Source organism: Sinomonas terrae, assembly GCF_022539255.1.
Taxonomy (GTDB): Bacteria; Actinomycetota; Actinomycetes; order Actinomycetales; family Micrococcaceae; genus Sinomonas; species Sinomonas terrae.
The window spans coordinates 1,135,289-1,148,520 of record NZ_JAKZBV010000001.1 but is presented as its reverse complement, the minus strand read 5'-3'; the positions used below and the strand labels follow the sequence as shown (position 1 = coordinate 1,148,520).

Annotated in this window: 10 protein-coding genes; 4 read left to right on the top strand and 6 right to left on the bottom strand. The window is 67.4% G+C overall.

Annotation, left to right across the window (positions count from 1 at the left end):
• Positions 1-70 precede the first annotated feature (70 nt).
• The gene (gene mshA, locus L0M17_RS05320; protein WP_241056314.1) at positions 71-1,294 is read left to right on the top strand and encodes a D-inositol-3-phosphate glycosyltransferase; all 1,224 of its coding nucleotides are present in this window, start codon (positions 71-73) and stop codon (positions 1,292-1,294) included.
• 73 nt (positions 1,295-1,367) lie between these two features.
• On the top strand, positions 1,368-3,053 hold the full coding sequence (locus L0M17_RS05315) for a formate--tetrahydrofolate ligase (protein WP_241052488.1): 1,686 nt from the start codon (positions 1,368-1,370) through the stop codon (positions 3,051-3,053).
• 91 nt (positions 3,054-3,144) lie between these two features.
• Here the strand turns inward: L0M17_RS05315 and L0M17_RS05310 are convergent, their stop codons facing one another.
• From L0M17_RS05310 to L0M17_RS05290, 5 genes are all read right to left on the bottom strand, one after another.
• Entirely contained in the window at positions 3,145-3,876 is a 732-nt protein-coding gene (locus L0M17_RS05310) for a maleate cis-trans isomerase family protein (RefSeq protein WP_241052486.1), read from the bottom strand.
• Positions 3,873-5,402: an amidohydrolase family protein gene (locus L0M17_RS05305; protein WP_241052484.1), complete on the bottom strand. Its 1,530-nt coding sequence runs from the start codon at positions 5,400-5,402 to the stop codon at positions 3,873-3,875. Before L0M17_RS05305 ends, L0M17_RS05310 begins: the two co-directional genes overlap by 4 nt.
• The gene (locus L0M17_RS05300; protein ID WP_241052482.1) at positions 5,399-6,241 is read right to left on the bottom strand and encodes an aspartate/glutamate racemase family protein; all 843 of its coding nucleotides are present in this window, start codon (positions 6,239-6,241) and stop codon (positions 5,399-5,401) included. The genes L0M17_RS05305 and L0M17_RS05300 overlap by 4 nt, the downstream gene beginning before the upstream one ends.
• A gap of 47 nt (positions 6,242-6,288) precedes the next feature.
• Entirely contained in the window at positions 6,289-6,936 is a 648-nt protein-coding gene (locus L0M17_RS05295; RefSeq protein ID WP_241052480.1) for a GntR family transcriptional regulator, read from the bottom strand.
• A gap of 69 nt (positions 6,937-7,005) precedes the next feature.
• Positions 7,006-8,337: an MFS transporter gene (locus tag L0M17_RS05290; RefSeq protein ID WP_241052473.1), complete on the bottom strand. Its 1,332-nt coding sequence runs from the start codon at positions 8,335-8,337 to the stop codon at positions 7,006-7,008.
• A gap of 377 nt (positions 8,338-8,714) precedes the next feature.
• Here L0M17_RS05290 and L0M17_RS05285 point away from each other — a divergent pair, with 377 nt between their 5' ends.
• Together L0M17_RS05285 and L0M17_RS05280 are read left to right on the top strand one after the other, a co-directional pair.
• A complete protein-coding gene (locus tag L0M17_RS05285) occupies positions 8,715-10,289 on the top strand; it encodes an MFS transporter (RefSeq protein WP_241052466.1) in 1,575 nt (524 codons plus the stop codon).
• Positions 10,290-10,375: 86 nt separating this feature from the next.
• Positions 10,376-11,902 (top strand): amidase, encoded by a 1,527-nt coding sequence (locus L0M17_RS05280; protein WP_241052464.1) that lies wholly within the window; start codon positions 10,376-10,378, stop codon positions 11,900-11,902.
• Positions 11,903-12,025: 123 nt separating this feature from the next.
• Here L0M17_RS05280 and L0M17_RS05275 read toward each other — a convergent pair whose 3' ends face one another.
• Positions 12,026-13,111 carry an inositol-3-phosphate synthase gene (locus L0M17_RS05275; RefSeq protein WP_241052462.1) on the bottom strand — a complete coding sequence of 362 codons (1,086 nt, stop codon included), beginning with the start codon at positions 13,109-13,111 and terminating at the stop codon, positions 12,026-12,028.
• Positions 13,112-13,232: the final 121 nt, after the last annotated feature.

Sequence of the window (13,232 nt, the reverse complement as noted above, 5' to 3'; positions counted from 1 at the left end):
GCCACTCGACTGCGGCCCAACGCCAGGGAAACCGTAGCCTTGTATCGTGCAGCACCAGGACCGCGTGGCGATGATCAGCCTCCACACGTCTCCCCTCGAACAGCCGGGAGCGGGCGATGCGGGGGGCATGAACGTGTACATCAGCCACCTCGCGCGCGCACTCGCCGCGGATGGCCTCGGCATCGACATCTACACCCGGGCGACCGATCCCCTGCAGCCCGACACCGTGCTCCTCAGCCCCGGCGTCAGGGTCCACCACATCGAGGCCGGCCCGCGCCGCCGGCTCGTGAAGGAGCAGATGCCGCCCATCGCGGATGAGTTCGCCGAGGGCCTCCTCCGCCGGATGCAGGACGCTCCGCGCCCACGCGTCGTACACAGCCACTACTGGGTGTCCGGCCTCGCAGGCCTCCGCGCGGCGGCCGAATGGGAGATTCCGCTCGTCCACACGATGCACACCATGGCGCGGGTCAAGAACCGTCACCTCGCCGCCGGGGACCTGCCCGAGCCGACCTGGCGCGAGCGCGGGGAGCAGCTCATCGCCGACGGCGCGACATGGCTCACCGCGAACACCGCGGCCGAGCGGGACGAGCTGGTGCGGCACTACGACGTCGACGAGGACCGGATCGACATCGTCAACCCGGGGGTGGACCTCGACGTCTTCCGCCCCGCGTTCCGTTCGCGCTCGCGCGTCGCCTCAGGGGTGCCTGCGGCCACGTTCCACATCCTCTTCGCCGGGCGCCTGCAGCGGCTCAAGGGGCCCCAGGTACTCGTGGCAGCGGCAGGCGAGCTCCGCCGTCGTCGTCCGGACATCCCGCTCGCCGTGACCATCATCGGCGCGCCGAGCGGCTCTCTGGGCCTCGACCTCGACGCGCTCGCCCACGAGGAGGGCCTCGACGGCGTCGTCCACCGCCTCCCGCCCGTCCCCGCAGGCGTGCTCGCGGAGTGGTTCAGGTCCGCTGATGTGGTGGCCATGCCCAGCTACTCCGAATCGTTCGGGCTCGTCGCGCTCGAGGCACAGGCGTGCGGCACTCCGGTCGTCGCCGCACGCGTCGGCGGGCTCCCGAAGGCGGTGTGCGACGGACGCACCGGATTCCTCGTGGGGGGCCACCATCCCGTCGAGTGGGCCAGCGTCCTCGAGCAGCTCTACGACGACCCGTCGACCCGCGTGGACCTGGGCCGCGCGGCGTCGATCTATGCCCAGCGCTTCGGCTGGGAGCAGACCGCGGAAGGGACCCGGGCGGCCTACCGACGGGCAGTCCGCGCGCACGCCACCGCACACCCCGTGACCACCTGACAGCTCCCTTTAGCACCCCCACGCCGGGCAGGGCGCCTCACCGCGCACTGGGCAGCGCGGTAGGGTGAGGCGCATGAGCGCCACGGCCGCAACGCCCAGCGATCTCGAAATCGCGCGGGCCGCCAACCTCCGCCCCATCGGAGAGATCGCCGCATCAGCCGGGATTCCGGAGGAGGCGATCGAGCCGTACGGCCGTTACAAGGGAAAGATCGACGTCGCCCAGCTCCCTCCGCCGGATGCGCTCGGTCAGGTGGTCCTCGTCTCGGCCATCTCGCCGACGCCCGCTGGCGAGGGCAAGTCGACGTTGACCGTCGGGCTCGCCGACGCCCTCGCCCGCGCGGGGAAGCGCACCATGGTGGCGATCCGGGAGCCCAGCCTCGGCCCTGTGCTCGGCATGAAGGGCGGGGCGACGGGCGGCGGCCGCTCCCAGATCCTGCCCATGGAGGACATCAACCTTCATTTCACCGGCGACTTCCACGCGATCACGTCCGCCAACAACGCGCTCTGCGCCCTCATCGACAACCACATCTTCCAGGGCAATGAGCTGGGCATCGACCCGCGGCGGATCACGTTCCGGCGGGTCATGGACATGAACGACCGCAGCCTGCGCGAGATCGTCGTGGGACTCGGCGGTCCGGCTCAAGGGGTGCCCCGGCAGGACGGCTTCGACATCACGGTGGCCTCCGAAGTGATGGCCGTCTTCTGCCTTGCTTCCTCGCCTCAGGACCTCACGGAGCGCCTCGCCCGGATCACGATCGGCTACACGTTCGACCGCCGCCCCGTCACGGTCGCGGACCTGAGGGCGCAGGGCGTCATGGCGATGCTCCTCAAGGACGCCATCAAGCCGAATCTCGTCCAGACCATCGCGGGGACCCCCGCCCTCGTCCACGGCGGGCCGTTCGCGAACATCGCCCACGGCTGCAATTCGGTCATCGCGACGACGACGGCGCGCCGTCTGGCCGAGGTAGTCGTGACCGAAGCGGGGTTCGGGGCGGATCTCGGCGCGGAGAAGTTCGTGGACATCAAGGCGCGGTGCGCAGATGTGGCGCCCTCCGCCGTCGTCCTCGTCGCGACCGTCCGCGCGCTCAAACACCATGGCGGTCTCCCCCTCGACCGGCTCAGCGAGCCGGACGTCGCCGCCCTCGAGGACGGGTTGCCCAATCTGGCGCGGCACATCGCCACGGTGCGCAAGTTCGGGCTCGAACCGGTGGTTGCGGTGAACCGCTTCGTGACTGATACCGAGGAAGAGCTCGCAGCGATCGTCGCCTGGTGCCGGCAAGCTGGGGTGAGGGCGGCCGTGGCCGATGTCTGGGCCCGAGGCGGCGGGGACGACGGCGGCGACGACCTGGCGCAGGAGGTTCTGGCAGCGCTCGCCGCCCCTGGGGCCTGCCGTCAGCTGTACCCCCTCGAACTGCCAGTCGAAGAGAAGGTCCGCACGATCGTCCGCGAAGTCTACGGGGGCGCGGACGTGGAATTCTCCGAAGCCGCACGGCGCCAGCTCGCCCAGATCCGGGAGAACGGGTGGGACGCGCTGCCCGTATGCATGGCGAAGACGCAGTACTCGTTCTCGGACAACCCATCGCTGCTCGGCGCGCCCGAAGGGTTCACGGTCCATGTGCGGGAGCTGCGGGCGCGGACCGGCGCAGGTTTCATCATCGCGGTCACAGGTACCCTCATGACGATGCCCGGTCTTCCGAAGGACCCCGGCGCGCTGCGGATGGGCCTCGACGAGCGAGGACGCCCCGAGGGACTGTTCTGAGCGAGGCCCCTGCCATCCCCCACCTGAGGGAGCGCCCTATATGCGCGCGTGCCGAGCTGAGCCGCGCCGCCGAGCTGAGCCCCGTCGCCGCTCAGGCCAGAAGCTTGCCCCAGTGCGGATCCAGCAGAGGCGCTCCAGCCAGCTGGAGGCAGCGCCACAGGGTGACGGCGACGGAATCGAGCGCGGGCACCCCGGTCTGCTCCTCGACGCGGGCGACGACGGGTGCCCCGTAGAGATTCGTGCAGAGGTACACGAGGGCGTCGGGCCGTTCGGCGGCGAGTTCGAGCGATCCGGGCAGGAGTTCCTCGGGTGCAACGCGGGCGAACGACTCGTTGTCGCTCAGCCCGAGGGCTCGATGCCCCTTCACGCGCACGCCCTCGGCGGCGTACCTCGCGACGACCTCCAGGTTCACGTCCGCGGTGTAGGGCGTCACGAGACCCACGGTTTCGGTGCCGAACTGGGCGAACGCGTCGAGGTACGCGAGCGTTGACGTTGTGGCAGGGATCCCAGTGGCGGCCGTGATCTCAGCGACGATCTCCCGGTCGTGTTCCGGTCCGAGCCAAGACCCCGAAGTCCCGTTCCAAGCGATCACATCGACGTCCGCGGTCGCGAGGAGCTCCGCGGCGCGCCGCATGCCTTCGACGTCGAACTGACGGTCTGAGCCCGAGTCGAGCGCGATTCGGGTCACCGGGATGCGGGTCGAGTGGACTGTCACGTCCTCACGAGCGCCCAAGATCCGGTAGGTCATCGGCTCGAGGCAGGTGTTGGAGGACGGGACGATCATCCCGATCCGTGTGGGCCGTGTTGTCTGAATGGCGGTCACTTCCCCTCCCCCGCGCCAAATGGAGCTGCCGCGGCAAGGTCGCGGTCGGCTGGGAGCTGGCCGGGGGCCGGGAGCGCCGACGCTTCGCGATAGCCCAAGCGCGGCACGAAGCGGCCGACTGGTCCCGGATCGTGGAAGCCGTGCTCGTCGAGGACGACGCGGCCTCCCGCCACGACGATCTGGGGCCAGCCGCGCAGCTTCTGGCCTTCGAAGGGCGAGAAGTCTGTGCCCATGTGGAGAGCCGAGCCCTCGACGGTCCTCGCTTCAGCAGGGTCGAAGACCACGAGGTCGGCATCGTAGCCCGGGGCAACGGCGCCCTTGCCGGGCAGCCCGTTGATCCTCGCCGGTGCCGCCGAGAACAGCTCCACGAACCGCTCAAGCAGCCCCAGCCCAGGCGTGCCGTGCGCTGCGGACGGGGACGCGCCGTCGTCGTACGCTGCAGAGGACGCGGGTGCATCCGCTGCCTCCAGAAGGGCTGTGAAGGCAACCGGCATTCGGGTCTCGACCCCGGGAAGGCCGTGTGGCATCTGGCGGATATCCTCCAGATGCTCACGCTTCTGACTCAGGTCATAGCAGGAGTGGTCGCTCGAAACGGTGTGGATCGACCCATCCGCGAAGCGCTCGCGCAGCGCAGCAACCGTCTCTGGCGACCGCATCGGTGGGCAGCACGCGAACCATTCCGGAAAGCGCGAGCTGTACACGTCGTCGTCAAGCACGAGGTAGTGGGGGCAGGTCTCCGAATGGATCGCGAGGCCCCGCGAACGGGCTTCGGCTACGAGATCGACGGCGCCGGGCGTGGACTGGTGCACAAAGTACACCGGCGCGCCCGTGAACTCGGCCATCGCGAGCACCTCCCGCACCGAGGCCTCCTCCGCGAGCTCGGGACGCGTCTCGTGGAGGTGCTCGATCCCGATCTCACCGGCCTCGACGTGCTCCTGTGTGCATGCGACGGTGATGGCATCGTGCTCCGCGTGGATGTAGGTGAGCCCGTCCAGACGGACCATCTCCCTCATGACCTTGAGGACGGTGTCGTTCGCGGCCATGGTCGTCCCGCGGTTCGTCATGTACATCTTGACCGAGCGGATGCCGAGGCGAGCCAATTCTTCGAGCTGCCCGGGGACGGTTTCGTCCCAGTCGAGGACGGAGCCGTGGAGGGCGACGTCACAGCGTGCCTCACGGGCCAGGGCGAGTTTGTTCCTCGCCGCGTGGAGGGGCGATTCGGAACGGTCGCGTGGAATGCCGAAATCGAGGATGGTCGTCGTTCCGCCCCAGAGGGCTGCCGTGGATGTGACGGCGAAGTCGTCGAGAGTGCGGTAGGGGCCGGTGACCTGAGCGATGTGACAGTGGCTGTCCACTCCCCCTGGAATGACCGCGCGGCCTCCGGCGTCGATCACTCTGTCTGCCGCAGGAACCGTTTCTGACGCGTCGACGACGGCGCTGACCTTGCCGGCGTCGACGACGACGTGGGCCGTCCGCGTGCCGAACGAGTTCACGACGAGGGCGTTGGCGATGACGAGGTCTGTCATGAGAGATCGCCCCTTTCGAGGGAAGCTGCGGATGATCCGGCCGAAGCTGCCATCGGGGTGGCTTCGGAAGGGGCAGCGACCGGACGGGCGGCGAGCTGGCGCTCGTCCAGGGCCGCGTCGATCACCTTGGCGAGGCCGGCCCGGCGCTTGGGCGGGGGGACGGCGAAGGAACCTGCCCGATGCGCGCCCGAGCGAAGTCCGACGACGGCCTCCGCGAGCCGGATTCCCGCACCGATGCCGTCTACGACAGGGACGGGGATTTCCGACGCGACGTCGCGTGCGAGGCCGGCGAGCGGGGCGCCTGCCAGAACCACGACGTCGGCGCCGTCCTCGGCGACCGCAAGCCGGGCCAGCTCGACGAGAGTCGGGCGGAAGTCGTCTTGAACCGTGCCGATTCCCCGCAATGCCTCCTTGACGGAACGGATCGAAGCGAGTCGGCCCGCAAATCCGAAGTGTTCCACACACTCGCGGTACCAAGCGGTGATCCGGTCCGAAATCGCGATGATCGAGAAACGACTGCCCTGGAGGGCCGCCGCGCAGAGGGCGGCTTCGGTGATGCCGATGACGGGGATATCGACGAGTTCCTTGAGCGCCGGCATACCGGGATCGCCGAATGCGGCGACGACCACGCCGTCGACCTCGTCGCGGTGTTCGGCGATGACCTCCGCAACGGCCTCCGCCGCGAGGAGGGATTCGAAACGCGTCTCGATGTACTCGACGCCGCGGGGGGCGGTACGCACCACAAGGTCGGTGGTGGGAGCTGCGGAACGCTCCGCTTCGGCGCGGATCAGTTCCGTGACATCGGAGCTGATGTTCGGGTTGACGACGAGAAGTCTCATGGGGGTTCCTAGGATGGCGGAAGTTCTGGCCTCGACCGAGTCGGAGCTCAGATCGTTTCCGGGTACTGTTCTCGGTATTTGTCGATGTGATGCGTTGACTGGACAGCGGCGAGCTCGGGGTCCCCGCTCGCTATGGCGGCGAGGAGCTCGCGATGTTCGCGCACGAGCTCCGGCAGGTCCGTGACGTGACGGAACAGCCAGTGCATGCGGCCCTGCAATGGTTCGAGTGCTGTGCGGAGGAAGCCGTTGTCGGCGATCCGTGTGACCTCGTCGTGGAACTCGCTGTTGAGCCGGTGGGCTTCGTTGATGCTGCCTCTCGCGAGGGCGTCCTCGGCCCGGCCCACGAGGGATTCGAGCCTGTCGATATCCTCAGGAGTAGCGCGCTGGGCGGCGAGGCGGCACGCGAGCACCTCGAGCGAGTGCCGGACGTCGAAGAGGTCCTCGACGTCCTTCTCGCTCAGCGCCGCGACGACGGATCCGCGTGAGGCCCTCTCCGCAAGGATCCCCTCCTGGACGAGCATCCGCAGCGCCTCCCGCACCGGAAGCCGCGAGACGTTGAACTCCGCCGCGAGGTCCCGTTCGATGAGACGGGTTCCGGGGGCATAGTGGCCTTCGAAGATCCGGGTCCGCAGCGTGTCGCGGATCACCTCGCGCAGCGGTCGGTCGCGCTGCGGTTCTTCGGCGGGCTGTGCCATCTGGGTCTCCCCCTCGATTCGGGCTGCGACGAGGCGCAGCGGATGCTTCCAGGCTTTATTCGACCACGATCAGACGGGAAGCCTGCGGCTGTAGTCGAGCGCCAGGACTGAGGCGCCCATGATGATCGCCGATCCGACGAAGAACAGGAGTGCCCCCGTGTATCCGCCGGTCGCGCCGACGATGAAGCCGACGGCGATCGGTGTGACAAAACCGGCTATGTTGCCGCTGAGATTCATGGCACCGCCGAGGACGCCTGCGTTCGTCCGTCCGCCCAGGGTCGCGGGGACCGCCCAGAAGAGGCCGACCCAACGCAGGAAGAACAGCACGACTGACAGGAGCGCAACAGCGGTGATCGAATCGCCCACGACGGTCACGCCGACGAGGCCTGCTGTGACGATCACGCTCGAGGCACCGAGGAGTGAACGCATTACGACGTTCGTCCCGTAGCCCTTTGCGCGAAGGCGGTCCGCCAATGCGCCGCCGAGGATCTCGCCGATGAAGCCTGAACCGAAGATCACGAAGGTCGACCAGCCGATCGAGTTGAGGTTGAATCCCTTGGCCTGGGCGAGATAGAGCGGACCCCAAGTGAGCAGCCCGTAGAACACGCCATTGAAGCCGAGCCACCCGAAGCACATGGCCCAGAACGAGCGGAACTTGAGGTAAGGAGCGAGACCGCGGCGCGAGGTGCCGCCAAGGGCCCGAGCCTCCTCGTCCTCGGCGCGCTGGGACGCCTCGATGTACTCGGCCTCGGCGTCATTGACTGCACGGTGCTGACGCGGATTGTCCCGCACATACCACCAGATGAAAGCACCCAAGGCGACCGTCACGATGCCAGCGATGACGAACGCCATCCGCCATCCCCCGAACGCACCGATGAGTCCGGTGATAAGGATGCCTCCCACCCCAGCGCCGAGGGGAGCGCCGGCATCGAGGATAGTTGCGCCGCGTCCCCGTTCTTTGGAATGCATCCAGATGGCGTTGAGCTTTCCTCCGGCCGGCATGACGCCAGCCTCGGTGATGCCGATCCCCGTCCGTGCGATGAACATGCTGAGGAAGCCGCCGGCCATTCCGGAGGCCGCGGTCGCAGCACCCCAGCCCAAGCACGACGCCGTGACAACCTTTCGGGGGCCGAAACGGTCGATGAGCCAGCCGACAGGAACCTGCATGAGTGCGTAGGTCCAGAAGAATGCCGAGAGGAGGAGCCCCACGAGTTCGGGCGTGAGACGGAACTCCCTTTGGATTATGGGCAGAGCGACGGAGATGGAGCCGCGGTCGACGTAGTTGATCGTGACGAGGGCGAGCAGCAGGATGAAGAGCTTCCATCGGACGCGGGTGCGCCGCGGGGAGCCGACGGCAATGTCGGTGCCCTGCGGGGCGAATTCTTCTTCTTGAAGGGACACGGGTCCTCCTTCGCTTGACAGTTCAAGGGGACGCTCGTGGGAGGAGAGCCCTCCCACCAGACCAAGTGCGCAACGGGATCCGCTCGGTTTGGGATCCCAAATTCAGCCTAGGGGCAGAGGATTCTGCCGTCAAGAGTTGGGATCCCGGAATGGGATCCCATTTTTCGTGAAGCTCTTGACGGTGGCCGGGATCACATTTACCTTGAATTTGGGATCCCAAGCAGGGATCCCAAAGACCTCGCAGGCTGAACGACCGTCCCACCCGCGAGTCTCACCCATCCACAAGACCGTCCTTGCAGGCAACAAGCCGAGCAAGAAAGTGCCCGGTCGCCCAGTGTCCGCAGGCCCTTCGCCTGCCCCCTGAAGGGAGACACCCCTTGAGCACTCAGCTCACCCCCGAAGAAGCCGCCATTTCCCAGCGGCAACATTCACAGCTCGCGAGCGCAATGGACAAGATCGGCCTGGGCAAGGCCCAGAAGATCATCATCCTGCTGGTCGCGATTGGCACGATCTTCGACGCGATCGAACAGTTCAACATCGGCTACGCGGCGCCAGACATCAAGCGCGTGTGGGCACTGCAAGACTTCCAGGTCGGCCTCCTGAGCACGGCAACCTTTGGCGGCGTGGCCATCGGCTGTCTGCTGGCGGGCATGGCCGGCGACCTCCTCGGACGCAAGATCACCTACCTCTACAACCTTGCCCTCTACACTCTGGGCGCCCTCGTCTGCGCATTTGCCCCGGACTACACCGTCCTCATCATCGGCCGCATCATGGTCGGCATCGGGCTCGGCGGCGAGCTCAACACCGGCGTCACGATCGTCTCGGAGATGGTCCCCACAAAGGTCCGCGGCGCATGCACTGCCATCGTCCAGGTCGCCGGCGGCGGCTTGGGAATCTTCCTGTCGAGCGCGCTCTCATGGGCCATCCTGGTTCCCGGAGGCACCGTGTTCGGCGGAGCCGACACGAGTTGGCGTTGGCTTCTCGGCGTGCTCGCAGTCCCCGCCCTGCTGGTCTTCGTCTACCGGCGCTACATGCCCGAGAGCCCTCGCTACCTCCTCACCCGCGGCCGGGTTCACGAAGCGAACCGAGTGCTGAGCCTGCTCTCACGAGGGCGGCTGCGCAACGACGGCGGAGAGGTCACCGACTACGTGCAGACTCCGGAAGGCCACGTGACCCGCACCGAGTCGGTCCGCCTCCTGGACATCTTCCGCGGCACTCTGCGCCGGCGCACTGCTGTCCTCTGGATCGTCTCGTTCATGGCGTTCGGTGCCCAGGACACGATCACGATCTTCATGCCCTCCATCCTCGTCAACGAGGGATACGCGGTAGCGACAAGTCTCGGCTTCACCCTCATCATCAACGTGGGCGGCCTCGTCGGCTCGATCCTTGGCTCCTTCGGCGCCCACAGGCTCCGGCGCAAGATCGTCCTCGGCTACGGATGCCTCGCGGCGGTCGTTACGGCGATCGGATTCGTCATGTCTCCGAACTTGGGTCTGGTGCTCCTCTTCGGTTCGCTGTTCCAGTTGATGTCGATGGTTCTCAACACACTCATCTGGGTTTGGGCTCCGGAAATGTACCCGACCCGCGTCCGTGCGTTCGGAGTCGGCGCCTCCGTCTTCATCGCCTCCGCCGCCGGCTCGATCATCCCGCCGTTTGCCGGTCGGGTCCTCGAGTCCTTCGGAGCGCTCGGCATCTTCGGGCTCGTCGTCGCGATGTACCTCATCGCGGCCGTTGCGGTCCGGTTCGGCCCGGAGACTCTGGGCAAGACGCTCGAACAGATCTCCGAGCTCGACGACGCCGTGGAGCGCCTTGAGATTGCCACGCCCAACGACCTCGCCGGCCTCGAAGGCGAAGCTTCCGGCCAACCGGCGCCCGAGGCGCCCGGCAGCCAGGAGTCCGCGAACCTTAGCTCATCGCAACGGTCGGACGGCAGCAGGGCGGTTCAGCGCTAAGGAAACGCAGCTCAGCCCAACAGCAGTGCGGCGCTCGGCTCACTCCGGGTGCCGCACCGCAGCGGGTGTATAGCGCAAGAAATACCATGGAACGAAGAGAGATCCTCATGCAGTCCCCCTCCGTCAGCCCCAACGTCCTCGAAACAGGGGCGGTCAGGCTCGCCCGCGCGATCCGCGCTGGAGAGCTCACCGCGGTCGACGCCGTCATTGCGTATTTGGACCGTGTCGACCAATGCAATGGGGCCATCCGAGCGATCATCGCACCAGACGCTGCGGCCATCCGCCGGGAAGCGCTCGAACAGGCGGCCGCTGCAGATGCCGCACGTGAACGGGGGGATGAGCTCGGGCCCCTGCATGGGGTGCCGTTCACGGTGAAGGACACGCTCGCCGTGGCCGGTTACCCCGCGACGGCTGGCTCCGCCGTCCTCAAGGACTACATGCCCGAGGCGACCGCTCCCGTCGTCGCCCGTGTTCTGGCTGCCGGAGCGATCCTGCTCGGCAAAGCCAACTGTTCTGAGTTCGCGGTCGATACCCATGCCGGCAACCTCATCTTCGGGGACACGCGCAATCCCTTCGACCTTGGGCGAACACCGGGCGGGTCGAGCGGTGGGGATGCGGCGGCAGTCGCCGCTGGGCTCGCCGCCTTCGGCTTGGGAACAGATTTCGGCGGGTCCATCCGCTGGCCCGCGCACTGTACCGGGCTTGCAAGCATGAGGCCCACGGTAGGGCTCCTGCCAGGAACCGGGATTCTGCCCTATGACACGGCTGCGCCCCTGTCCCCGCCCAACACGGCATCCGTTCTGCATCGTTACATGACGCCGGGTCCCCTTGCCCGCCGAGTCGAGGACGTCGAACTGCTCGTGCGTCTTATGGCGGGGCCCGACGGCATTGACGCCGCGTGTGCGCCTGTACCACTCCGCCGTTCCGAGGAGGTCGACCTCGCGGCCATCTCGGTTGCCTGGTGCGAGGGTGAAGGCACCGTTCCTGTCCGCTCCGACGTCATCCGTGCCCTCTCGCGCGCCGCTCGGCTCCTCGGCTCGACGGTCCGCGCGGTCGTCAACCAGAGACCACCGCGCCTTGATGAGGCTGCGGGACTGTTTATTGAGCTGCGTGATGCCGAAGGACTGCCCGAGGTCGCCGAGGCGATACGTCGCTCACAGTCGCAGCCCCACCCGGTCGAGGTCACCGTCGGGATCCTCAAGTACCTCTCCAGCATCGAGGCGAAGCTTGCGAAGGTCTCGGGAGCGGAATTGCTCGTGGCGAACCTCCGGGCCACAGCCCGGAGGGATGCCGTGTTTGCCGCTGCCACACGCTTCCTCGGCGAGCATCAGATACTGCTCCTGCCCGTAGCAAGCGCCACGGCCCCCCTCATTGGAACGTCCGTTGTCGAGGTTGACGGCCAGCAAGTCCCGCGATCGCAGCTTGGGGCGAGCTGCCGCGCGATCAGCATTCTGGGGCTTCCGAGTGCCGTTGTTCCCGTCGGCCTGGGCGACGACGGCATGCCGATCGGCATTCAAGTGGTGGGGCGGCGGTTCCACGATCACGAAGTGCTCGCCATCGCCCACGAAATCGAACGGCTCGTGGATTTCCGGCCCGGTCCCCTCGCTCTCTGAGACCAATCGAAGAGGGCCCCCGAGGCAGTATGCCTGCCTCGGGGGCCCTCTGCTGGAAGCCGCGCCCCGCCGTCGTCCCCCTCAGCGGACGACGGCGGCACTCGGCTTGCCCGCAACCGTCGCTTAGCGCTCCACGTCGCCGCGGATGAAGGCCTCGACCTGAGCGCGGGCGACGTCGTCGGCACGCTGTTCGGGCGGGGACTTCATGAAGTACGCGGACGGCGAGACGAGGGGGCCGCCGATGCCGCGGTCGAGGCCGATCTTCGCGGCCCGGACGGCGTCGATGATCACGCCCGCCGAGTTGGGCGAGTCCCACACCTCGAGCTTGTACTCGAGCGAGACGGGAGCGTCGCCGAAGTTGCGGCCCTCGAGGCGCACGAACGCCCACTTGCGGTCGTCGAGCCACTCGACGTAGTCGCTCGGGCCGATGTGCACGTCGCGCTCGGCGAGCTCCGCCTCGACGTTCGAGGTCACGGCCTGGGTCTTGGAGATCTTCTTGGACTGGAGCCGCTCGCGCTCGAGCATGTTCTTGAAGTCCATGTTGCCGCCGACGTTGAGCTGATACGTCCGGTCCACGGTCACGCCGCGGTCCTCGAACAGCTTCGCGAGCACGCGGTGGGTGATCGTGGCGCCGATCTGGCTCTTGATGTCGTCGCCCACGATCGGCACCCCGGCCTCAGTGAACTTCTGCGCCCACTCGGGGGTGCCGGCGATGAACACGGGGAGGGCGTTGACGAACGCCACGTGGGCGTCAATCGCGCACTGGGCGTAGAACTTCGCGGCCTGGTCGGAACCCACGGGAAGGTAGCACACGAGCACGTCGACCTTCGCGTCGCGGAGCGCGGCGACGACGTCGACCGGCTCGGCGTCGGACTCTTCGATAGTCTCGCGGTAGTACTTGCCGAGTCCGTCGAGGGTGTGGCCGCGCTGGACCGTCACGCCAGTCGGCGGGACGTCGGCGATCTTGATCGTGTTGTTCTCGCTAGCGCCGATGGCGTCGGCGAGATCGACCCCCACCTTCTTGCCGTCCACGTCGAAGGCGGCAACGAACTCGAGGTCCCGAACGTGGTACGGCCCGAACTGGACGTGCATGAGGCCGGGGACTGTCTCCCCCGGGTCCGCGTCGCGGTAGTAGTGCACTCCCTGGACGAGGGAGGAGGCGCAGTTGCCCACGCCGACGATGGCCACACGGATCGGGTTCTCAGACACGGTTCTCCTAGCAGATTAGCTGGCACCGGCGAAGGATGCGTCCGACGCCGGAAAGCAAAGTCATCCTACCCAACGCCTCTCCGGGCCAACCGGACCTAGACTCGAAAGCACAGCATTTCAC

Coding starts and splice junctions, on each gene's coding strand:
- L0M17_RS05280 (WP_241052464.1), top strand. CDS start 10,376: ATGGAACGAAGAGAGATCCTCATGCAGTCCCCCTCCGTCAGCCCCAAC.
- L0M17_RS05315 (WP_241052488.1), top strand. CDS start 1,368: ATGAGCGCCACGGCCGCAACGCCCAGCGATCTCGAAATCGCGCGGGCC.
- L0M17_RS05305 (WP_241052484.1), bottom strand. CDS start 5,402: ATGACAGACCTCGTCATCGCCAACGCCCTCGTCGTGAACTCGTTCGGC.
- L0M17_RS05300 (WP_241052482.1), bottom strand. CDS start 6,241: ATGAGACTTCTCGTCGTCAACCCGAACATCAGCTCCGATGTCACGGAA.
- mshA (WP_241056314.1), top strand. CDS start 71: ATGATCAGCCTCCACACGTCTCCCCTCGAACAGCCGGGAGCGGGCGAT.
- L0M17_RS05295 (WP_241052480.1), bottom strand. CDS start 6,936: ATGGCACAGCCCGCCGAAGAACCGCAGCGCGACCGACCGCTGCGCGAG.